The 23,550-nt window shown below is 38.9% G+C and carries 12 protein-coding genes; 8 read left to right on the plus strand and 4 right to left on the minus strand.

What is annotated here, in order from left to right:
* The first annotated feature begins 47 nt into the window (after positions 1 to 47).
* From hisS to HX021_RS14635, 5 genes are all read left to right on the plus strand, one after another.
* Complete coding sequence (gene hisS, locus HX021_RS14615) at positions 48 to 1,430, plus strand: histidine--tRNA ligase (protein ID WP_286591168.1); 1,383 nt, start codon at positions 48 to 50, stop codon at positions 1,428 to 1,430.
* Between the two features lie 243 nt (positions 1,431 to 1,673).
* On the plus strand, positions 1,674 to 2,669 hold the full coding sequence (pdhA, locus tag HX021_RS14620; RefSeq protein WP_286591169.1) for a pyruvate dehydrogenase (acetyl-transferring) E1 component subunit alpha: 996 nt from the start codon (positions 1,674 to 1,676) through the stop codon (positions 2,667 to 2,669).
* A 29-nt stretch (positions 2,670 to 2,698) separates the two neighbouring features.
* Positions 2,699 to 4,330: a dihydrolipoyl dehydrogenase family protein gene (locus tag HX021_RS14625; RefSeq protein WP_286591170.1), complete on the plus strand. Its 1,632-nt coding sequence runs from the start codon at positions 2,699 to 2,701 to the stop codon at positions 4,328 to 4,330.
* Positions 4,331 to 4,609: 279 nt separating this feature from the next.
* Positions 4,610 to 5,776 (plus strand): serine hydrolase domain-containing protein, encoded by a 1,167-nt coding sequence (locus HX021_RS14630; protein WP_286591171.1) that lies wholly within the window; start codon positions 4,610 to 4,612, stop codon positions 5,774 to 5,776.
* A 184-nt stretch (positions 5,777 to 5,960) separates the two neighbouring features.
* Positions 5,961 to 6,320, plus strand: coding sequence for a CoA-binding protein (locus tag HX021_RS14635; protein ID WP_286591172.1), 360 nt, complete (start codon positions 5,961 to 5,963; stop codon positions 6,318 to 6,320).
* Here the strand turns inward: HX021_RS14635 and HX021_RS14640 are convergent.
* From HX021_RS14640 to HX021_RS14650, 3 genes are all read right to left on the minus strand, one after another.
* Positions 6,317 to 7,567 carry an ROK family protein gene (locus tag HX021_RS14640; protein WP_286591173.1) on the minus strand — a complete coding sequence of 417 codons (1,251 nt, stop codon included), beginning with the start codon at positions 7,565 to 7,567 and terminating at the stop codon, positions 6,317 to 6,319. The two genes, HX021_RS14635 and HX021_RS14640, sit on opposite strands and share 4 nt — an antisense overlap.
* A gap of 152 nt (positions 7,568 to 7,719) precedes the next feature.
* The gene (locus HX021_RS14645; RefSeq protein ID WP_286591174.1) at positions 7,720 to 11,121 is read right to left on the minus strand and encodes a DUF1080 domain-containing protein; all 3,402 of its coding nucleotides are present in this window, start codon (positions 11,119 to 11,121) and stop codon (positions 7,720 to 7,722) included.
* Between the two features lie 129 nt (positions 11,122 to 11,250).
* A complete protein-coding gene (locus HX021_RS14650) occupies positions 11,251 to 12,519 on the minus strand; it encodes a Gfo/Idh/MocA family oxidoreductase (RefSeq protein WP_286591175.1) in 1,269 nt (422 codons plus the stop codon).
* Between the two features lie 503 nt (positions 12,520 to 13,022).
* On the opposite strand from HX021_RS14650, the gene HX021_RS14655 reads away from it, so the two are divergent.
* Positions 13,023 to 14,273 (plus strand): glycoside hydrolase family 88 protein, encoded by a 1,251-nt coding sequence (locus HX021_RS14655; RefSeq protein ID WP_286591177.1) that lies wholly within the window; start codon positions 13,023 to 13,025, stop codon positions 14,271 to 14,273.
* Positions 14,274 to 14,339: 66 nt separating this feature from the next.
* Here HX021_RS14655 and HX021_RS14660 read toward each other — a convergent pair whose 3' ends face one another.
* Positions 14,340 to 18,191 (minus strand): hybrid sensor histidine kinase/response regulator transcription factor, encoded by a 3,852-nt coding sequence (locus tag HX021_RS14660; RefSeq protein ID WP_286591178.1) that lies wholly within the window; start codon positions 18,189 to 18,191, stop codon positions 14,340 to 14,342.
* A gap of 136 nt (positions 18,192 to 18,327) precedes the next feature.
* Here HX021_RS14660 and HX021_RS14665 point away from each other — a divergent pair, with 136 nt between their 5' ends.
* Both HX021_RS14665 and HX021_RS14670 read left to right on the plus strand, forming a co-directional pair.
* Positions 18,328 to 21,606 carry a SusC/RagA family TonB-linked outer membrane protein gene (locus HX021_RS14665; RefSeq protein ID WP_286591180.1) on the plus strand — a complete coding sequence of 1,093 codons (3,279 nt, stop codon included), beginning with the start codon at positions 18,328 to 18,330 and terminating at the stop codon, positions 21,604 to 21,606.
* A gap of 13 nt (positions 21,607 to 21,619) precedes the next feature.
* Positions 21,620 to 23,380 (plus strand): RagB/SusD family nutrient uptake outer membrane protein, encoded by a 1,761-nt coding sequence (locus tag HX021_RS14670; protein ID WP_286591181.1) that lies wholly within the window; start codon positions 21,620 to 21,622, stop codon positions 23,378 to 23,380.
* Positions 23,381 to 23,550: the final 170 nt, after the last annotated feature.

A 23,550-nucleotide genomic window follows, 5' to 3' on the forward strand; every position in this document is an offset into this window, starting at 1 on the left:
TATTCTTTAATTTATTTAGTGCCCACTAAATATTAACTTTGCCAAATATGGCATTAGTAAAACCTTCTTTGGCGAAAGGAACCCGTGATTTTTCACCTTCCGAAATGATCAAACGTAATTATATTTTTGACACATTGAAAGCAGTGTTTAAAAAGTATGGTTACAATGAGATACAGACACCTTCATTTGAGAATTTAACAACCTTGACTGGAAAATACGGTGATGAAGGTGATAAATTGATCTTCAAGATCCTTAATTCTGGAGATTATTTGACAAAAGCTCCAGATGGCCTATTACAAGATAAAAATTCGAACAAATTAATTCCCCATATTTCTGAAAAAGCGCTAAGATATGATCTGACGGTTCCTTTTGCGCGTTATGTGGTGATGCATCAAAATGATATCTCCTTACCATTTAAGCGTTTTCAGGTACAGCCTGTCTGGCGCGCAGATCGTCCACAGAGAGGTCGTTACCGTGAATTTTACCAATGTGATGTTGATGTGGTTGGATCGGAGAGTTTGCTGAATGAAGCTGAATTTATCCTGATTTATCAAGAGGCGTTTGAGCATTTTGGGCTGAAAGATTTTAATATCAAAATCAACAACCGGAAGATACTGTCAGGTATTGCCGAAATTATCGGGAAGCCAGAGCTTATTGTCGATATGACTGTCGCCATCGATAAATTGGATAAGATTGGTCTTGATGGTGTGAATAAAGAGCTGTTGGAAAGAGGCTTCACAGAAACAGACTTGAACCTTCTAAAACCTATCATTTTGTTGGAGGGCTCAAATGAGGAGAAACTGTCAGCATTAAAAACAGTCTTATCAACTTCTACTGTCGGCTTAAATGGTATTGCCGAGATTGAGGAGGTATTTGACTATATCACAAAGTTAAGTGGAGATAATGTGCTGTTGACACGAATTGTTGATCTGGATATTACATTAGCTCGCGGCCTTAATTATTATACAGGTTGTATTTTCGAAGTAAAAACAAATGAGGTTGCGATGGGAAGCATAGGTGGGGGAGGTCGCTATGATGACCTTACTGGGATGTTTGGATTAAAAGGTTTGACGGGAGTTGGGGTTTCGTTTGGAGCAGACCGTATTTATGATGTTCTAGAAGAACTTAGCCTATTTCCCGAGAACAAAGCAGATACCACCAAGTTGCTGATCATCAATTTTGATAAACAGCTTGAAGCGTATACCTTGAGGTTGCTGCACAAGCTTCGAAAAGAAAATATTGCAGCTGAATTGTATGCTATGCCTGTAAAATTGAAAAAACAGATGAGCTATGCCGACGGAAAGGGAATTCCTTATGTACTGTTGGTCGGAGAGGAAGAGGTGAGTTCCGGTCAATTGTCGCTTAAAGACATGGAAAGTGGGACGCAAGTTAAAGTTTCAGAATCGGAGCTCATACAAAAACTGCGGTAGTAAAATGTTTGTACAAAATAGATTAAGCCAAATGATTATAATGTCCTTTGGCTTTTTTATTTTCATAAGTTTTTGATTTATTTGATTGTGCCTTTCATTTATTTGTTAAAAAATGCTATATACTTTAAATCAAATGTCTTAGAAGTGTCTTAAAGTATAAATAAAATTGATTTTTGGCAAAGGAAATTCACCCAAAATGATTAGATTTGTAGTCTAGAATAGTAAGAAAATCAAAACTTTGAAATGAGTTCAACACCTATAACAAAAGAGACATATTTGGAGTGGTATAAGTCCATGTTACTTATGCGTAAGTTTGAAGAAAAAGCAGGCCAACTTTACGGACAGCAAAAGATTCGTGGTTTCTGTCACTTGTACATAGGACAAGAGGCTGTAGTCGCGGGAACGATGTCTGTAATCAAATCTGAAGATTCATTAATCACTGCTTATCGTGATCACGCCCATGCCCTGGCGAAAGGCGTTTCCGCAAATGCATGTATGGCTGAATTATTTGGAAAGATCACTGGTTGTTCAAAGGGCAAAGGCGGTTCTATGCACTTCTTTTCGAAAGAGCATAAATTTATGGGCGGCCATGGTATTGTTGGTGGTCAGATTCCTTTAGGAGCTGGTATCGCATTTGCTGAGAAATATTTAGGCACAGACAATGTGAATATCTGTTATATGGGCGATGGGGCTGTACGTCAAGGGGCGTTCAATGAGACACTTAACATGGCAATGTTGTGGAAACTTCCTGTTATTTTTGTCTGTGAAAATAATGGTTATGCTATGGGTACATCGGTACAACGTACTACCAATATGCAGGATATTTATAAAATGGGTTTAGGCTTTGATATGCCTTCTGCACCTGTAGATGGAATGGATGTGGTCGCGGTACACAATGCAATGGATGAGGCGGTTCAACGCGCACGTGCTGGTGAAGGACCAACATTCTTGGAAATCCGTACATATCGTTACAAAGGGCACTCCATGTCAGATCCTGCAAAGTATCGTACAAAAGAGGAGTTAGAAGCATATAAAGACCGGGATCCAATCTTGTCTACCAAACATGCTATTTTGGAAAACAATTATGCTGATGATGCCTGGTTTGCTGAAGTTGAAGCTGATGTGAAAAAAGTGGTTGACGAATCTGTTAAATTTGCAGAGGAATCTCCATATCCAAATGCAGATGAGTTGTACAAAGATGTATATGTACAACAAGATTATCCATTTATTTTAGATTAATACTCTTTAACTTGATAATATAATAAAGAATGGCTGAAGTAGTAAGAATGCCGAAAATGAGCGACACAATGACCGAAGGGGTCATTGCAAAGTGGCACAAAAAAGTTGGTGATAAAGTGAATTCTGGTGATTTGGTAGCTGAAATTGAGACAGATAAAGCTACGATGGATTTTGAGTCCTACCAAGAAGGAACTCTTTTATATATTGGTCCTAAAGAAGGCGAGGCCGTAGCAATTGATGCTATTATTGCTGTTTTAGGTGAACCTGGTGAAGATTTTCAGGCTTTATTGAGCGGCGATGCTCCTGCGGCTGAAAAAGCACCGGAAAAAACAGAAGAGAAGAAAGAAGAAGAAGCTTCGGCTCCAGCAGCTTCGGCGAGCACAGTAACTCCTGAAGAATTGGGATGTACCGTGATCACGATGCCATTGTTGAGTGATACCATGAAAGAAGGTGTCATTGCGCAGTGGAACTTCAAAGTTGGCGACACGATCAAATCGGATGATGCGATTGCTGATGTAGAGACCGACAAAGCGACAATGGAAGTAACAGCGTATGCTGATGGTACATTGTTGTATGTTGGGCTTGAGGCTGGAGAGGCAGCAAAAGTAAATGATATTATTGCTATTGTTGGTCCTGCCGGAACGGATATTACTCCTTTGTTAAATCAAAAATCTGAACCTGCCAAAGCCGAAGCTGCGGAAGCTCCTAAAGCGGATTCAGCTCCAGCAGCAACTGCTGCACCGGTTGCATCTGCTTCAAGCGATGATTCCCGTGTGAAAGCTTCTCCTTTGGCCCGTAAGATTGCGAAAGAAAAAGGAATCAATTTGAGCGATGTTAAAGGTTCTGCTGATGGTGGTCGTATCGTGAAAAAAGATGTGGAATCCTTTGTTCCAGCAGCAGCGAAAACCGCTGAAACAACAGCTGCAGCAGCTCCTGCTACAGAAACAAAAGCAATTACTTTACCTACGTATGTTGGTGAAGAGCGTTATACGGAAAAACCTGTCAATCAAATGCGTAAAACAATTGCCCGCCGCTTAGGAGAGTCGTTGTTTACAGCTCCGCATTTCTATTTGACGGTTTCTATCGATATGGATAATGCGATGGCAGCTCGTGCTCAGATCAATGAAATTGCACCCGTTAAAGTTTCATTTAATGACATCGTTGTGAAAGCTGTGGCGGTTGCATTGAAAAAACACCCTGCTGTGAATTCATCTTGGCAAGGAGACAAAATCCGTTTCAATGAGCATACAAACATTGGTGTTGCTATGGCGGTTGAAGATGGGTTATTGGTTCCTGTGGTGCGCTTTGCTGATGGCAAATCATTATCTCATATCTCTGCGGAAGTGAAAGACTTCGCTCAGAAAGCGAAAGCTAAGAAATTACAACCTGCAGACTGGGAGGGATCTACATTTACAGTTTCCAACTTGGGTATGTTTGGAATTGATGAATTTACATCAATCATCAACTCCCCTGATGGCGCAATCCTTTCTGTAGGAGCGATTCAGGCAGTTCCTGTTGTGAAAAACGGTGCTGTTGTTCCTGGTAACGTAATGAAAGTAACTTTGGGCTGTGATCACCGTGTGGTAGATGGTGCAACTGGTGCGGCATTCTTACAGACTTTGAAAGCTCTGGTAGAAAACCCAGTTAGATTGCTGGCATAGTTCTAAAAAATAATACATATTAAGCCACTTTATTGTTAAAGTGGCTTTTTTTTGCGCTAAAAATTCGTTTTTTTATACTAAATTCTTCATTTTAGCATTATTATCTTTTCAGTCAATCAGGCAGTGCAAATTCATATTGGTAGCTACAATTCAAGGTAAGGTAATATAATTAGGGTATGCAATTCTAGGGCAGTAAAAGTACTGAATTGACATTGTATATTGAATGCGAAATAAAAATCCGGGAGATACAGACTAGTGAAATTATTTTTTTTAAAGGGAATGGTAGCTCTTTTGTTAACATCTACAGTCGCTTGTAGTTCAAAAGAGAAGAAACAAAAGGAAGCGGCGATAGAACAAGCAAAAGTAGATAGCACAAGACTCGTTTATAACCCCAATGATGCAGATCAAAAGATTGATGCTTTTATGAAAAATTTACATAAAAAGCATGCATTTAACGGGAATGTGCTCATCGCTAAGGATGGCAAAATTTTATATCAAAATACATTCGGCTGGGCAAACTATTTAAAAAGAGACAGCTTGGACATTGATGATAGGTTTGAATTGGCTTCTGTGTCCAAACCGCTTACAGCAGTCGGTGTCTTAAAATTGGTGGAATCGGGAAAGCTCCGTTTAGATCAGACAATTAACGACTTTTATCCAGATTTTCCTTACCCGGGCATTACAATCAAGATGCTCTTAACCCATCGTTCTGGACTACCCAATTATGTTTATTTTTCTGAGAAACATTGGCCGGACCGTAAAAAGGGGATGACCAATCAAGATGTTATGAAGATGCTTACAGAGTTTAAACCAAACCGATACGGTGCACCCGGTGGGCGGTTTTTCTATAATAACTCGAATTTCATGGTACTTGGCGCCATCATCGAAAAAGTGACCAAGCAAGACTTTGCCGTATATATGAAAGATAGTGTTTTTAATGCGGCCGGTATGACTAACACAGCGGCATTATCCAAAGCTGTTTATGATAAAATTCCGACCAATGTGATCGGGCATGATAAAGTATGGAGAAGGTCAGTAGTACAGAATTTTCAGGATGGTCCATTAGGTGACAAAGGAATTTACAGTACGGTACGCGATCTTTATCGATTTGACCTAGCCTTGCGGGATGGTAGATTGTTGAGTAAATCTACATTGGATTCCGCGTATTTGGGATATCCGGATGCAAAAAAAGGGATTTTTAGCTATGGATATGGATGGCGTACCTTTGAGCATGGTAATGACCATATTGTTTATCATACAGGATGGTGGCACGGTTTCCGCCACATTTATGTGCGGGACCTAAAGAGAAATATTGTTATTGTTTTGTTGTCTAATATGACAAATGGCAGTTTGGTCAAGTTGGATGAGCTTTATAAAATCTTGGGAATGCCGGTTTTGCGTAAAAATGCATATAGTGCCCATGGAGATTTTATCATAGATGAATAATCCTGATCGCTCCGTCATTTTAGAAAAATAAAACAACTATAAGGAGTTTATTGTTTCATTGGAAATCATTGGCTATAAATCATTGCTTATAGCAAGCTCATGAATAAACACAATTGAATAATTCGTGTAGTATCATGTATGTATACCAATGAAAAGAAACACTTATGGATAATCATATAATCATATGAAAAAGACATTGATTTTAGGCGCGAGTACAAACCCTTCTCGTTATTCTAATAAAGCAGCGAATATGTTGCAAAAACATGGACATGATATCGTCAATATTGGATTGAGTGGTGGAGAAGTAGCAGGTGTGCCGATAGAAGTTAAAGGGAAGATCTATTCAGATATAGATACCATTACCATGTATTTGAGCGAGCAAAACCAAAAGAATTATTATGATTATATTTTGGCAACCCGACCAAAGCGGATTATTTTTAATCCTGGAGCCGAAAATTCGGAATTGGAACAGCTTGCTATGGAAAATGGAATTGAGACAGAAAGAGCCTGTACTCTGGTTTTGCTGAGTACAGGACAGTTTTAGATTTTAGATTTTCGGAGTAATTCGACTGATAGGTATTTCGTAATAAAATAGTTTGTTAGACCTATCGTATTGCTGTCGAGATTTAAACTTGAAACTTTTATATCACAATGTTCTTTCAGGATCGCCATTGTATAGGAATTGATCGCTTGTTGTATAGGTATTGTAATCAGTTCATTTGCTTTTGCGATCTTTCCTCCCAACACGATCAGTTCTGGATTAAGGAGCTGAATGAGCGAGGCAAAAGCCTTTCCTAGATTAGTCCCCAATTTGGAAATTTGATTGATGGCAAATTGATCACCTTGATTGGCAGCTTCAATGATATGCGTAGGTGTCAGGTGCTGTAGTTCTTCTTCTTGGAGCTCATTTAATTTTGTGAGCTCTCCTTTTTGTATTTCTTGTTTAGCGTTGTTGACCAAAGCAATTCCAGAAGCCACTGTTTCAAGGCAGCCTCTTTTCCCGCAGTAACAAAGTTCACCATTATCAATAAACGGCATGTGCCCTACCTCACCGGAATAACCATCCCTTCCTAAATATACTTCTCCATTGGAGACGATGCCAAGACCTATTCCCCAATCCATTAATATAATAAGGCTATTTTTGGTATTTCTTGCCAGCCCAAATTTTAATTCAGCGTAGGCTGCACCTTTAACATCATTAAGGATATAAACTGGTTTCGCATATTTGTGTTCAAAATATCCTGTGACGGACTGGGTGTTATCATGAAGAAATGTCTCATTGGTTCCTTCTTCAGCATTGATTAATCCAGGCATACTTATGATCAATCCAGTTAAATTCTCTATATCAACAGATTTGTCTAAGATATATTGGTCAATAATTTGCGAGATACCCTCCAAATTATCTGCATTCCGGGATAGCTCATTGTCTAATTCTACTGTTTCAGCTATAGAATTCTGATTATTATCCATAATACTGAGCGTGATCGAGAACCGCTGCAATTCAATACATAATACCTGGAATAATCCATCACATAATTTATATAAATTGGGTTTTCGTCCACCAATAGATTCTCCTTTATCAAATTGACGGATAATGTCATCTTCTAATAATTCTGCAATCAGGCTGTTGACGGTAGGGAGACTTAAATAGAGGTTCTTTACAATATCATTTACGGATACAGATCCTAATTCGGCTATTAATTTAATAATAGAGATCTTATTGAACAGATTTTTCTTTTCAGGTTTACTCTCCAATTTTTTGTTAATCAGTAAGTTTACGGCTTTAGTCATAAAACATCATATTTTGAATTAGAATCCTAATGTCTTCAATTTAGTAAAAGTTTTGGAATCATAAGGTTATTTTCACTCTTCTAGTCAGGTCGTTTTCTTAGAAAAAAGGGGATAAGTTGTCTTACCCCCTCTCATTTGTCAATTTTTGAAAACTATTTGAGTTTCTTAACGCGAATATCCTTGAAGAATACCTCTGTTCCATGGCCTAAGAATCCAATATGACCTGCAGAACGTTTTAAACCAGGGTGTTGTTTTCCATCCAAAGTGCCATTTTTACTTGCTTCAGCAATATCCGCATCAACGATAACAGTACCGTTCAATGTTACTTTAACGCGGTTGCCTTTAACAGCGATTTCTTCAGAATTCCATTCACCTAATGGCTTTAAGTGGCCTTTTTTAGCGGTCACCACCCCATAGATGGAGCCATGATATTGATAAGGTTTCAGATCTTTGTAAACATCTGCACCGTCATCCAATACCTGGATTTCCATGGCTTCATAGGCTGCATCACCATCGAGTGGGGCACGTATCCCAACACCGTTGTTGGCTCCTGGAGTTAGTTTGAAATCAAATCGATAAATGAAATCTGAAAATTCTTCTTTGGTATATAAATTCCCGCCAAATTTAGCATTTGGATATACCCAAAGATAACCTTCATCGTTAATGACATAGGCTTGATTCTCGGTCCATTTGTCAAGATTTGTTCCATCAAATAAGACTTCGAAGCCCTCTTTTTTCTCCTGATCGCTTAACTTAAAAATTTGCTTTCTAGGAATCTCTTCAATGAAAAGATCTCTGTAATAAACAACAGAACCATGCGCTTGAAGTTCAATCTGCTCTGTTGGGAAGATAGACTGGTTTCTGTCCCAGTAATTTTCAAGCGGGATATTATCTGTGACTAATTGACCATTTAACCAAACAGTGACTTTATCGTCTACCATTTTTATTTTAAAAGTATTCCATTCACCTGTTGCGTTGTCGGCAACTTTCAATGGTTTGCTTTCGTTGATCTGATTATTATACAATCCACCGGAACCTACTTGGGCCCCCACTCTTGTGTTGGCAATATCCCAAATTTGAACCTGAGGAGTACCTCTTAAATAAATACCGGCATCGCCTTCTACACCACCGTAGTTCTCCAATTTCCAGTCTACGAGCATCTCAAAATCACCATACTGCTTGATTGTGGCCAAGTTATCTCCTTTTCCGCTAAAAACGATCTCTCCATTTGAAGCTGACCATCCTTTTCGCATGACCTCGTCAGCTTTCGCCTGTTCTTTCGCCAAAGTTTTGGCATTCATTTTACTTCGCTTAATCGGGTCTGCCACCAGACCTTTCCAGCCACTTAAATCTTTACCATTGAAAAGTGAAATATAACCTTCTTTCATCGGCATCTCGGCTAGATAGCGGACAATAGCTTCTTTAAGGTAACCACTTTCGCTACCGGTCAGTTTTCCGATCACTTGTTCTAAAACTTCCTTGACTTTGCGACCATAGAATTTGTTGTCCATGGCAATATTCATTGCCGTGTTCGCTGCAGCTTCGCCAAGTTGAGGGTCGTTCATTTTGTCCGCTGCAAAAACTAAGGCTTGATAAGTACCTGTTGGTTGCAATGCAAAAAGTGCTGCTTTTTGTTGCTCTGGATTCTTAGCCACGCTAAAAGCATCCCGCAATAAGAGTGTTTTCTGAGCAGGCGTATGCGATGACGAAGCAATTGATTTGATCAATCCAGTATATATGGTATTGAACAGTACAGCATCTTTTTCTACCCTTGATAAGGAAACAAGTTCTGGCAGTGCATTTGGGGTAGACCAGTTTGCTAATGAAGTGACAGCGGCTGCCCTTAGATCAGGAGTAGTATTATTGACATAATTGCTGACAGCCTGTAAAGATTGACCGTCACCGAGTCCTGCGAAAATAGGAAAATACTTCGCTGTACTTGGTGCTGCTGATTTCGAGATGTTTGCAATCAATTTTTGAGTCAGTCCTTTTGAATCAGCACTCGATTGAATTACATTGACGATGGCCTGTTGTAATAAACTTGCTGATTTATTATCTGTCGTGCTGTTCAGTCTATTGAAAAGTTCTTCAATATCAGATTCCTGCGCAACATTGGGCAGTGCTCTGTTTATAGCTTCTTCTACGGCTGGATTAGCAGGTTTGATTGCTAATACAGCTTTGGATGAAGCATTGTTGGAGCGTTTACTTAAGATATCCAGCAATTGGATTTTCTTGTCATCATCGGCAGTGGCTAATGCGCTATTGACATCATTGATTACCGCAGCATCTTTTGAAGAAAGGATAAGGGCTTTTATGGAATTGTTGAATTGTTGATCAGTGCCCAAAGCCTGGATCAAGGTGTTGGTTTCTTTTCCCTGTGATAGACTGTTGATGGCACTTAACCCTGCAAGCTTTGTAGTAGGAGACTGGGTTTTACCGATCAGCTCCTGGATTAATTTCAAGCTGCTTGCCGAGCCGTTGTGTGCAAGGTAATTTAATACACTTTCCTGTACTTCAGGGCTGCTTTTACTTGCTAATGCAAGGAGAGTTTTGGCATCATTACCTTTACCGTATTTCCCTAATAATTGTAAAGCAACATTACGGTAAGCTGCATGATCACTTTTAACGGCAGATAACAGGTTCTTCTTTTGCTTATCAGGAGCGATTGCAGCCAACATCTTGAGGGAAGCAATTTGTCCATTGATGGATTTTGCTTTTTGAGATTCCTTAAAGAATTTGTTTAAGAATTTAACAGCGTCTTGTTCTTGTTTATTGTCTATTAAAGACTGTGCATAATCGATACCGAGTCCAATAGCATCAAATTTATCATAGTTGTATCCCGCAGCATCGAGTTTGTTTTGGAATAGTGGCTGCGATGCTGTACCTCCGATTTTGCTTAATGCAATTAAAGCTGTGCGCTGGAAGGCATCTGAATTATATTTTTTTGTTAATTCTAAAATTGAATTCTCCGCGGAACTGGTTTTCAAATCGCCAAGTGCGGTCACTAAAGCTATTGCATTTTTTTCCGTTGAAGCATTCGCTAACGCTTCCTCCAAAGCTGAGGCAGATTCCTTTGTGTGTATGGATACTAATGCTCTTGCTGCTGCATCGACGAGGTCATCATTGTTCAAACAGTTGGCAATGGCTGGAATAGCAGCGTTGTCTGCACATTGGCGTAATAGGCGTAAAATAAAAGCTTGATTTGTCTGTTTGCTCAATTGAGGCAGAGACTTTGTCAGACCTTCAACAAAAACCTTCTTTTGTTGTTCTTTCCCGGATTGATTCACATAGAAAGAAAAGCTATTCGCAGCAAATTCAATAGGGGCCTTGTTACCTTCTTGGGCATCTAAACCCTTTAAGAAAGTAGCAATATCATCAGAAGAAAACCCTTCTAATTCACGCATGGCAAGTAAGAATTTTTCTTTTTCCGCGGCAGGCTGCTGCGCCAGTACATCTGCTATCTTAGTAGCTGTAGTTCTATTTTGAGGTTGCTGCGCATAAGTGGCACTTGAGATAAGTAACAATACCGCCAGCGAATTAAATATCTTTTTCATCCGTTTATTTGATTTTTCAGTTGTGATGAAGCTATCAGATTTATTCATCAGGTATATGTTCTAAGTGGCATTCCTGAACTCGTTTAAGTCGGTTTGAATAAATCATGATGGTTTCATTTGAATATAACGTTAGATGGACCAAGGACCTCGCATTGGTTGGTGAATTAATCGATTTGCTGCATCATCATCAATAAATTGTTCATTTTGAGAATCATATTTTAAAGACCGATTAAGTCGCACCGCAGCAAGTCCCATATTGACCAGTGTACATGAGCGATGACCATTGATTTCATTCAAGGCAAATTTTTCACGTGTTCGAACAGATTCAAGAAAATCTGTGATTTGTGGTGCTGGTTCAGGATATTGAGCGAGTTTTCTCTCTAAATCTGGGATATCAGATTCAAACCCTTTATATAACTTTCCGTTAGGTCCTTCGATGTAAGCCGCCTTTTCATCTTTGGCTTCTCCATCTAGAATGATTTGACAACCATCCGCATAGGTAAACGTAATTCTTCGCCATGTTCCTACCGCATCAGGGTGTTGCTGTGGGGCATCGACGTCCACGGTAATCGGGCTTTCATTGTCCTTACCCAAAAAATATTGCACAGGGTCTATGTAATGCTGTCCCATATCACCCAGACCGCCACCATCATAATCCCAATATCCCCTAAATGTGGTATGTACACGATGTTTATTGTATGGCTTATAGGGAGCAGGACCCAACCAGAAATCATAGTCAAGCTCAGCGGGAACTTTTTCTTCTGGAAGATTTTCTTTTCCTACCCAAAAGAACTTCCAGTCAAAACCTGTATGCTTACTTATCGTTACTTTCAGAGGCCAGCCCAACATACCCGTATCAACAAGTTTTTTGATTTTGCTGACCGGGACGTTCATCCCATAAAAATTATCCTTAAAGCGAAACCAGGTATTCAAACGGAATATATTCCCGTGTTGAGCAATGGCTTCTTTGACTTTTTTACCTTCACCAATGGTACGGGTCATTGGTTTTTCACACCAAATGTCTTTTCCGGCTTTAGCGGCCTCTATGGACATTAATCCATGCCAGTGTGGTGGCGTTGCAATATGTACAATATCTACCTCGGGGGATTTGATCAGCTCCCTGAAATCATGATACTCTTTTACACCGCCTCCGAGATCGTTCTGTGCCAGTGCAAGATGACTTGTATCCACATCGCAGATGGCTACTGTTTTTGTTCCTGCATAACCAAAGTGTCCGCGGCCCATACTGCCGACACCGATTACTCCTTTGGTTAGATGATCACTCGGGGCAAGATAGCCCTGTCCTCCAAGTACAAAGCGTGGTACAATCGAAAATGCTGCAGCACCGACCACTGATTTTTTAATGAAATCACGCCTTGACGAATTCTGTTCTTTCATGTTGGTTGGATTAGTTGTTTTTTTATAATTGATCCATTTCTAGGCTGTTAAAAATAACGGCATTGGATATTTGATCTTAAAAATAGATAAAAAACTTATAAATATAAACCGATAACTAAAAATTTGTTTATAGTTTACTATTGTTTTATGAAAAAATAGTAAAAGAATTGCCTTGAATTCATTTCTTTCATGTTTGAGCTCGGATTGTATACTTTCATTATTATGTAAGTACATAGAATTGTTACATGAGGCTTTTAATTTATTTTACCCGTATAGCATACGGTTGAAAAAAATAGTACAAATTCACTCAATCGTTTTCGTAAAACGAGCTTGATTATGGGAGAATAATCAAGCATCTTTATGGTTGCTTAATAAGGTATAGCTGATCAGTTTTCGCTATAGTACTGCTGTTTTTCATTTTTAGGGAAGGTGGATTAAATTATAAAGAAGGAGTCGGTCTGTGGTTGAGCTTTTAAAAAATTTATGTAAAAGGGATTAATATCATGAGATTAAAAAAACAAATTTTTGTGCTTTTATGTGCAGCTTTGGGAACATCTGCAATGGTTCATGGACAAACGGTAAAATTGAACCTATCGAAGGAATTTGTTCAGAAGCAATTAGATGAAGCAGCCAAGCAGATTAAGGTTTTGGCGAATGAAACACCAGCAGAGAAGTTTCCTAAGACATTTCAGAATGGGAAAGAAGTGTTTTCTTCTTCAAGCTGGTGGTGTTCGGGATTTTATCCGGGAACATTATTATATCTATATGAAGGAACCAAAGACGGAGAGCTATTAAAAAAAGCAACCGATAAGCTGACGTATCTGGAGAAAGAAAAAAATAATAAAGGTACCCATGATCTGGGCTTTATGTTGTTCTGTAGTTTTGGAAATGCGCTTCGTTTAACGGGGGACACTCAAAAATATGAACCGATACTTACTGTTGGTGCTAACTCATTAGCCTCCCGTTATAGTCCAATAACAAAAACAATACGTTCTTGGGATCATGGCTCATGGCAGTATCCTGTTATTATCGATAATATGATGAACTTGGAGTTTTTGACGCAAGTAGCTAAAATAACGGGTGATAAAAAATTCTATGACATTGCTGTATCTCACGCTGAAACCACATTGAAAAATCACTTCAGAAAAGATTATAGTTCCTATCATGTCATTGATTATGATAAGAAAACCGGTAAGGCTATAGGAAAAAAAACGCATCAGGGTGCATTTGATGAGTCGGCTTGGTCCCGTGGGCAGGGTTGGGCCTTATACGGTTATACCATGATGTACCGGGAAACGAAGAAAAAGGAATTTTTGAAGCAAGCACAGGCAATTGCAAAGTATATTCTGAAAAATCCTAATCTGCCATCAGACCTAATACCATATTGGGACTTTGATAAAGATAAGATCGCATCTTCTGATAAGATGTATCCAAATAAAGATCTGAGAGATGTATCGGCGGCGGCACTATATGCCTCAGCACTGCTGGAACTTTCACAATATACTACTGGTAACGAAGCTGCAAATTATTTTGATAAAGCTGAAACGATCATCAAAAATTTATCTAAAGCTCCTTATCTGGCTACCTATGGTCAAAATGGAGGCTATATTCTTCAACATAGTGTAGGAGCATTACCTTTGAATTCGGAAGTTGATGTGCCATTGACCTACGCAGATTATTATTATGTAGAAGCGTTGGTTCGCTATCAGCGATTGCTTGCCGGGGAACCGATGATTAAAGAAATAGCTCAATAAAGAAAAGCCACATTTATTAAAATGTGGCTTTTCTTTTCTGCAAGCTTAATTGACTTGAATTGTTTATCAGCTTTCCTCTGATGGATTATGTCCAAACTGTTTCTTGAATTCTTTACTAAAGTACTTTCTGTCAGAAAATCCGACTGCATAGGCAACTTCACTGATATTCATGGATGACTTTAACAATTCTCTAGCTTTATTGAGCCGGTAGCTCTTGACATAATTGTTGAGTGATAAGTTTGATATCGCTTTGAGTTTACGATAGAGAATAGGGGCGCTCATGCCCATTGTACGAGAGATGAAGTTAACATCGAAACCATCTGATTGCATATGTTCTTCAATCAGTTCGTCCAATGCAGTGATGAACTGTGTATCAAGATCATTGTCAAATGAAGTTGTTCTTACCTGAAACTCCCTACTCTTTTTATGAGTGATGGAAATCAGATTTTGCGCTGAGAGGAAAAGCTGTCTATTGTCAAAAGGTTTAGTCAGGTAAATATTTGCTCCGTGCTGTAAGGCATGGATTTGTGAATCATGATCTGTTACGGCAGTTAACAAGATAAAGGGAATATGGCTGGTTGCAATGTTTGTCTTAATGTTTTGACAGAGCTGCGCTCCATCCATGTAAGGCATCATCAGGTCTGAGATGATCAAATCAGGTATATAGACCTGTGCCTTGGACAGTGCTTCTTCGCCATTTACTGCTGTAATTACAGTATAGGTATCTTGAAATAAACTGACAATGGCCTCCAATAATTCCCTATTGTCTTCCACGATGAGTATAGTTTGCTGCAAGGATGTTTCAAACGCTGTTAAGTTCTTGGAAATAGGTCCATCAGTCTCGTCTTTGTAGGCGTCTTCCTGTGAGGAGAAGATGCTGTTCCGTTGCTTTGGTAAGTGCACTGTAAATACGGTCCATTCTCCCTTTTCATCTTTCATGGTAAAACAACGGATATCACCATTATGCTGTTGTACGATTTGTTTCGTTAAAGCTAAGCCAATGCCTGTTCCAATAGTATCATTAACCTGTTCCTCGCGATAATACTCCTCAAATATCTTAAATTGATTGTCCGTGGCGATGCCGATCCCATTATCAACGATATTGATCACATATGAATCTTGCTTCTCCACAAGTTCAAGATAAACTGTTCCATTTTCTGCTGTATATTTAATGGCATTTGATAAGAGATTGAACATAACCTTATCAAATTGTACTGTATCTATAGATTGAATCCCCACAGCATCGAGTTGCCGGATGTAATAATTCAGATGTTTAGTTTGGGCGAGATCATGTAGCAGATAAAAGGTGTCCTCGATGTATTCTCTGAAAGGAACGTCATTTTTCTTTAGCACAAAATGCTTGTCGTCAAATTTTTTGAAATCAAGGAGTTCATTGACAACACCGAGAAGTTTATTGGCATTCTTTTTTATCCGCTTTACTTTGGATTGAGTAGTTGTAGCATTTGCTGTTTCCGAAATAATTTCATCAAGAGGAGCGGTAATTAAGGTTAATGGTGTACGGATCTCATGTGAAATTTGGGTGAAGAATTTGATTTTCTTTTCCTGTTCCCGTTCTGAATTGATCAGCATTTCTCGTTCAACAACAAATTTGATGACGAAATGAACACCTAAGGTAAATAAGCCTGCATATAACAAGTAAGCCCACCATGTTTTCCAAAAAGGAGGCTTTATATCGATGTGAATTCGTAATGGTGTACTGCTCCATATTCCATCATTGTTGCTGGCAAATATGGTCAAGGTATGGATGCCAGTAGGAATATTGGTATACCGTATTGAAGGTGTGCTGGTTTCTATCCAATCTTTGTCAAAACCTTCAAGTTTGTAACGATATCTATTTTTTTGTGGTTTGATGAAATTTGAGCTTGAGAAATTAACCGTAATAAAATTCTCATCATGTCTGAGTTTAAGTTTGTAGCTGTTTGGTTCCTTGCTTTTTTCTAGTCGGCCATAGTGTAAAGGAATTTCCTCAAGAAAAATATTGCGGAAAAGGACATTCGGCTTGTTCTGATTAAATGCGATTTTTCTAGTATCTATAGATACCACACCATTTAAGGTTGTAATGAACAATATGCCGGTTTTACTGGTAAAAACTTTTGCTCCGAGCATGTTCTTCACAGGAAGACCGTCGTATTGGTTAAGAATAAAGCTGCGTTTTGTTTTAGGTTGATAACATATTAATCCATTTTTGCTTGTCAGCCATAATTGACCATTAATGACAATTGGCCAACCTAACGAATTGTTAGGAAAATGAGCGATACGGGTCAAGTGGTCCCTTTGATCAAGATGATATAAATCTTCTTTTGAAGTCAGCCAGACATCTCCATGTGGATGAACATAAAATCCGCTCAGGACTAATGTATCAAGCTGCTTTATTTGCTGTATGTTCGATTCATTGTTTTTTTTGCGATAAAGTGTACCTCCTCTTAGGAAATATATCTGCTGCTTATTATCGGCTTGTATATCCTCAATTGTAGCCGTTTTTAAAGCGGTATTGTATTGAACTGGTTTTCCTGGCTCCACGATATAGAGCCCTCTGTTGGTTCCAAGGTAAATACGATGTGCTTGGTCGGCGTAAATGCTGTAGATGTTATTTTTGAGATTTAAGAGATCTTTTTCTAGATAAAAGTGTTGGGTATTTCCCGATTGTGCGTCGATGATGGAGTATCCCCCTCCGTACTGCGCTGCATATACTTTGTTATCTCTAACATATAAGTCCTTAATCAAGTTTGACTGGGTCAATTTTAATAATGGGGAAGTAGCTCCCGTTGCCTTATCAATCCTGTTGATTCCCTCTTCCTCCGTTCCTATCCAATAGGCATTGTCTGATTCAGCGAAACTACCGGTGATATCGCTATTGATGCGAAGACCAGAAAGCGAACGAGTTGAATAATGCTGTATGGGGATGAGATCGGGGTAAATAGCGTTTATTCCTCCAAAATAGGTTCCTATCCAAGTGATTTGTTGCCGATCAATGAAAATATCGTAAATGGAATTTTGACTCAAGGAATTCTTGATAGTAGTATTGTGTTTAAAGTTGGTGAACATTGGCGTCCCCGTAAAAATGGAAAGTCCTTTTAAGGTACCTATCAATAGTTTTCCTTCTGCATTTTTGGTTATTTTTCGAACATTATTGCTGAGGAGGTTACTATTGTCTTCCCGTAGATTGTTCCATCTATTGTCGTTAAGGTGATATTGAAATATGCCATGCAATTTTGTACCCACCCAAAGGATATTTTTATGGAGATACATCGAGCTGAAGATACGTTCCTTTTGCGGAAGGGAAGGTAATCCGAGATTTTGGATATTGGACACATGATTATTCTGCAATGAAAAGGCTTCAATACCATTGAAACTAGATATGATGTAGGAGTCGGTACCAGTTTGAATTATAGATTGCGTACGTGGACGGGCCAAAATCAACTTAAGATCGTACGCTCCGGCAGTAGGGACTGCAAGGTATAGGCCTTTATCTGTACAGAGGAAGACTTTATTTGAAAAAAATTGAATATCAGCAACGATGATCTTCTCCTGAAAAGGCTTGCCCTGTTTATATACTGCTTTACGGCGGTCGATGTCGAAAATGAATAATTGAGTTGCGGTAGCGATGAAAAGATGATTTTTTACATTGATGCCAATTTTATTAATATAATCTACCTTTTTAAAGACGGTATCCTGAACTAAAATATTAGTGATATTCTGAGAGTCATATACGAATAGGTTGGCGCCGCCGCCAAACCAAAGCTTGCCTTGTATATCTTGGGCGATGGTTAATACGGCCTGTTTATCCAATACATTATCCTGGCTCAGTGTCTCAAACTTAAGATCCTGGGCGTGACAGAAGGAAATGATGGATATCAACAGCAGAAAATGTCGCGATAAAATAGGCAGTAAGTTCATGGCTATGGGGTATTTGGATCAAATTTAAGATTTTACCCCCAAATATTTATGAATTTCACCCCCTTTAATTTGGTTATAGACCCATCTTTGGCTTAATAAACAACCAATTTTTATTATAAAACTAATTTCCTAAAGTATGGCAAAGTTTTACAAAGTTGGACTGTCTGCTATGATGATGTTTACTGTAGGTGCAACTATGGCACAGCAGAAAATTTCGATTACAGGGCGGATTACAGACAGTCAAGGAGCACCTTTAGCGGGTGTAACGATTCGAGAAAAGGGTGGAAGTGTTTCTACTTCTACAAATGGTACCGGTACCTATTCATTTTCAGTGAGCCCTAATGCAACAATTGTCGTTTCTTATATCGGTTACCAAAATCAAGAAGTTGCCGTTAATAGACGCAATGTCATTAATGTAACTATGGATGGAACGAGTGCAGCCATTGATGAAGTTGTAGTCGTGGGGTATGGGCAACAGAAGAAATCCAAACTATTGGGCTCTGTTGCAACTATCGATGGGAAAAAACTGGAGAGTAGGGCTGTGACGAATGTATCCTCTGCCTTGTCGGGGCTCGCTGCCGGTGTTCAGGTGAAAGTCGGTAATGGTAAGCCTGGTAGTGATGGAGCAACTATTCGCGTACGTGGTACAGGTACCATGAACAATAATGATGCTTTGGTGATTATTGACGGTATTCAAGGGGTAATGGATGCAGTAAATCCGGAAGATATTGAAACGATATCAGTATTAAAGGATGCTTCATCTGCAGCGATATATGGTGCGCGGGCAGCAAATGGTGTTATATTAATTACAACAAAAAAAGGAAAGGGTGGACAAGCTCCGCAAATAAAATACTCAGGTTTGTTTTCCCGTACAACACCGAGTGTCAAACCTGTATTTCAAAGCGATTATCTGAAGCATATGCTTTTGTTTCAAGAAGCGGCTGAAAATATTGGCGAAAAAGGTCCTTACACCCAAAGTGCTATTGATGCTTGGACAGCGGCTAACGCAGATCCAAATGGATTGACTGCGCAGGGTATACCAAATTACGTTGCATATCCAAATACCAATTGGGGTGATTGGATTTATGAGGATGGCTGGCTTAAGAGTCATAATGTAAGTGTATTGGGGGGAAGTGATAAGATCCGATATAACCTATCTGGAAGAATACAGGATAATCCTGGTATTATGCATAACACGGGAATGAAACGATATGAAGGACGGGTCAACTTGGAAACAGATATTACGGACTTTCTAACGGTTGGTACACAGACATTTGTTGTTAAAGAAGATCGCTCTATGGCTTCGGATGCGAACCTTTATAATTATTTGCGTCAAACTACCCCGGGAATTTATCCGATGTATGATGGAAAATTTGGAGGGGCAGTGCTGAGTTCGGGCGAATCCTCTCAATTAAATAACTTATTGACCTATCTTTATGATAATAAAGGAAGCAATGAACGTACACGTTTGAATTCAACGTTGTTTGCCAATATTAAACTTTGGAAGGGTTTAACTTTTGAGACTAAATTTAACTATCAGAGTCGCTTTGATGAAGTGAAAAGCTGGTCAGATCCAGCTCCACGGTATGATTTTTCTACTATGAATATCATCACCAGTCCTATTAATCTTGCGCAATCGACGACTGGACAATCCTATGAAAAAATTTATCGAAAATCTTTTGATAATGTTTTACGTTATAATACCATAATTGATAAACATTCGATTAGTGCACTAGTTGGCCACAATGAATTTTATTATAATGATTCAGGATTTAGTGCTTCAACAAAGGGTTTGATAGACGCCACTATTACAAATATTGGTACGGGAACAGAAATGAACAACATTGGAGGATTCGAATCTGACAATTCAATGCGTTCCTTTTTCGGACGCTTTAGCTACGACTATGATGGAAAATATTTAGCCGAATTTAGTTTACGCCGAGATGGTTCTTCAAAATTTGGCCTTGGTAAGAAATATGGTACTTTCCCTTCTGCTTCGTTAGGGTATATATTGTCCAAGGAATCATTTATGAAGGCCGTAAATCCTTATGTGCAAGATATTAAACTTCGGGCTTCATGGGGTAAGCTGGGTAATGATGGAGGGGATGACCTGAATGTATATGGATGGCATGGTGTGTATGGTCAGGTAGGTTATTCCTTTAATGGAGCTCAGGCTAATGGTCTAAGACTGTCTCGATTTGGAAATAATGTATTGCAATGGGAAGATTCTGAAAACAAGGAATTGGGTTTGGAATTTGCCACGTTAAATCGTCGTGCCTTTGTGGAATTTAATTTATATGATCGTAAAACTTCAAATATCATTCGTACAGCGCAGATGCCGATTACGGCCGGTACAGCTACTCCGCCATATTATAATCAAGCTTCTATGCGTAACAATGGTTTTGAGCTCAATTTGAATTGGCGGGATAATATTGGAGATTTCCATTATAATATAGGAGGCAACTTCGCATATAATAAAAATAGGGTTACGGAATATGAAGGTAAATTGATACAAGGGATGGTAGACGATGGATCTGGAAAAATGGTTTGGCAGACTAACTTAGGAGATGTATCTACTGGAGGGGTAAATCGTAGACTTGAAGATTATCGTTTAGATGAGTTTTACTTGCGTCAAGTGTACAAGGGTAATGGAACTTATTTTAATGCAGATGGCTCTGTTGATATCAATGGTGGACCAACAACAGGTATGATCCGAACAGATAAGGATTATGAATGGGCAAAGGCAATGAAGGCAGCAGGTTATTCCTTTTTATCTTCCTCACAAGCAATTGGTGATAGCTATGGTACGACCAGAATGTATTATGGTGATTTGATTTATGCTGATTTAAATGGGGATGGTATTTATGGAAATACTGCAGATCAATATTTTACCGGAACGTCTACAAGTCCCAAATACATTTACGGTTTCAATTTAGGATTTTCATATAAAGGATTTGATATGTCTATGATTTGGGCAGGAGAAGCAGGTGGCCAGTATTATTGGACTGACCATGGCTATAATAGCAATATTTTAATAAGTGGAAACCAAGTGACAACACGAGTCGCGGAAAATCACTATTTCTATAATCCGGCAGTGCCCGATGACCCGCGCACCAATCAAAATGGCTATCTACCAAGATTAAAACTAGGCACCTCTGCTGAGAATATAAATAATCAATCAAGTGATTATTGGTTGTATAATGCAAATTTCTTAAAGCTTAGAAATCTACAAGTAGGTTATACGGTTGACAAAAGATTAACTGAAAAAATCAAAGTACGTAGTTTAAGGGTGTTTTTCTCAGGAGAGAATCTACTGATGTTTACTGATTTTCCTGGGTTAGATCCTGAAGTGGGATCTGGAGCAGAATATCCAACAATGAAACAATTTGCATTTGGTTTGAATATTGGATTCTAAAAAGAGAGAGATCATGAAAAATAATATAAAAAAATATAATGTGTGGAGTAGAAGTGTGATGTTGGGAATAGTGTTTAGTACAACGACTTTGATTTCTTCTTGCCAGAAGGATTTGTTGGATACGGTACCAAAAACGCAAGTATTGACCAATAATATGTGGTTGACCGAGAATCTTACAGATCAGGGAGTAAATGGTGTTTACCAAGCTTTGCGCCTCGGTCAGATGCTTTATGTGTATGATACCTATGTTACCCTTCAGGGAAGGGACAATTCAACCTTAATGAATGCGACTGCAACAAGTTCATCAGGTATCTTTTCATCCACTTGGCAAAATTTATATGAGGGGGTTCATCGTAGCAATAATGCGATCTATGGGATAACCAATGTGTCACCTGTGGGAGCAGAGAAAAAGGCTAAATTAACTGCAGAAGTTAAATTCCTGCGAGCCTATTACTATTATCGATTGAATCAGCTGTATAAAGGGGTCCCTATTTATACTGAACCAATCGAATGGGATAAGGTTGATAAACCAAGGAGTACAGAAAAAGAAGTCTGGGATTTGATTATTAAAGATCTGACCGATTGTATCAATGAACCTTTATTGCCAAATCGTTATGATAAAGGAAAGGCTGAGTTTGGGCGAGTGACTAAATCAGCAGCACATGCGCTCCGTGGTAAGGTGTATATGTATACGCAAGAATGGGCAAAAGCCATTGCCGACTTTGAACAAGTCAAAAATATGGGCCATACCTTATTTGGTAATTATGCAAATCTGTTTAAAGGTGATAATGAGCAAAGTCCTGAAATTATATTTAGTATCCAAAATATCGCTTTGGCAGGATATGGTTCAGATTACCAATTCAGGTTTGGATCACGATCAGCTTTTGGATCCAATTGGAATACTTATTTAGTACACCCTGATGCTGCAGACCGCTATCAACGCAAAGATGGATCTAAGTTTAATTGGGACGATTACTTGCCAGGCTATAATCAAATGGCACCGGGCCAAAGGGAAGTGTTTTTCTTGCGGAATAATTTAACCGCTACTGAAATATCGAACATTGAAAAACGGACTACAAATAAGCTTGATATGTCTTTGTATTTGCCTACAGGTAATGAAGAACGTCTTAAGAAAGCTTATGAAGATCGTGATCCTAGATTAGCAAGTAATGTGATTTTACCTTACTCTACTTTTGTAGGAGCAAATGGAGCAACGGATCAAATCTTTACGTCTAGGTGGCCATATCGGCAAGAATTTGGTGGTGTGTTTGATCTGAGGACGGATATCGTCCCTAATTTTTACTATTACCCGCGTAAGTTTGTCTATGAGGGAGCTAACCCGGGTATTCCCAATAGAGAGGCAGGCGCTTATGATTATATTGTGATACGATATGCAGATATCCTTTTATTATGGGCGGAAGCACTGAATGAATCGAAAAAGCCTGGTGAAGCTGTGTTAAAAGTAAATGAGGTAAGAAAGCGTGCTGAAGTTGGAGAATTACCGTTAGGAATAGGTGAGCAGGATCTCCGGAAAGAAATTCGTGAAGAACGCCGCCGAGAATTGATGTGTGAAGGTGTTATCTACTTTGATGAGTTGCGTTGGAAAACATTGAAAGAAACATCCTTTTACACAGGAAATGGTATTAAACAGGCATGGGGAGGAGTTGTTTCACCGTATGACTGGCGAGGTGATCAACTTTATACATGGCCAATCCCACAAGTGGAACGGGAACGAAACACATCATTGACACAAAACAGTGGCTGGGATGATTAAGAAATAAGGAAAGATATTTCGATCTTTCGTAAAGAAGCTGTTATCAATCGCTCGTGCAATCGTTTGCTAGAGCGATTGATCCTTTTTAGTTTGTTTTTTTATATTAAAATAAAGATTTTTAATGTTTGGTGTAATACTTAGTTTTTAAGTAGAGCTACCTTTAAACCATT

Source organism: Sphingobacterium sp. N143 (assembly GCF_030325625.1).
Taxonomy (GTDB): Bacteria; Bacteroidota; Bacteroidia; order Sphingobacteriales; family Sphingobacteriaceae; genus Sphingobacterium.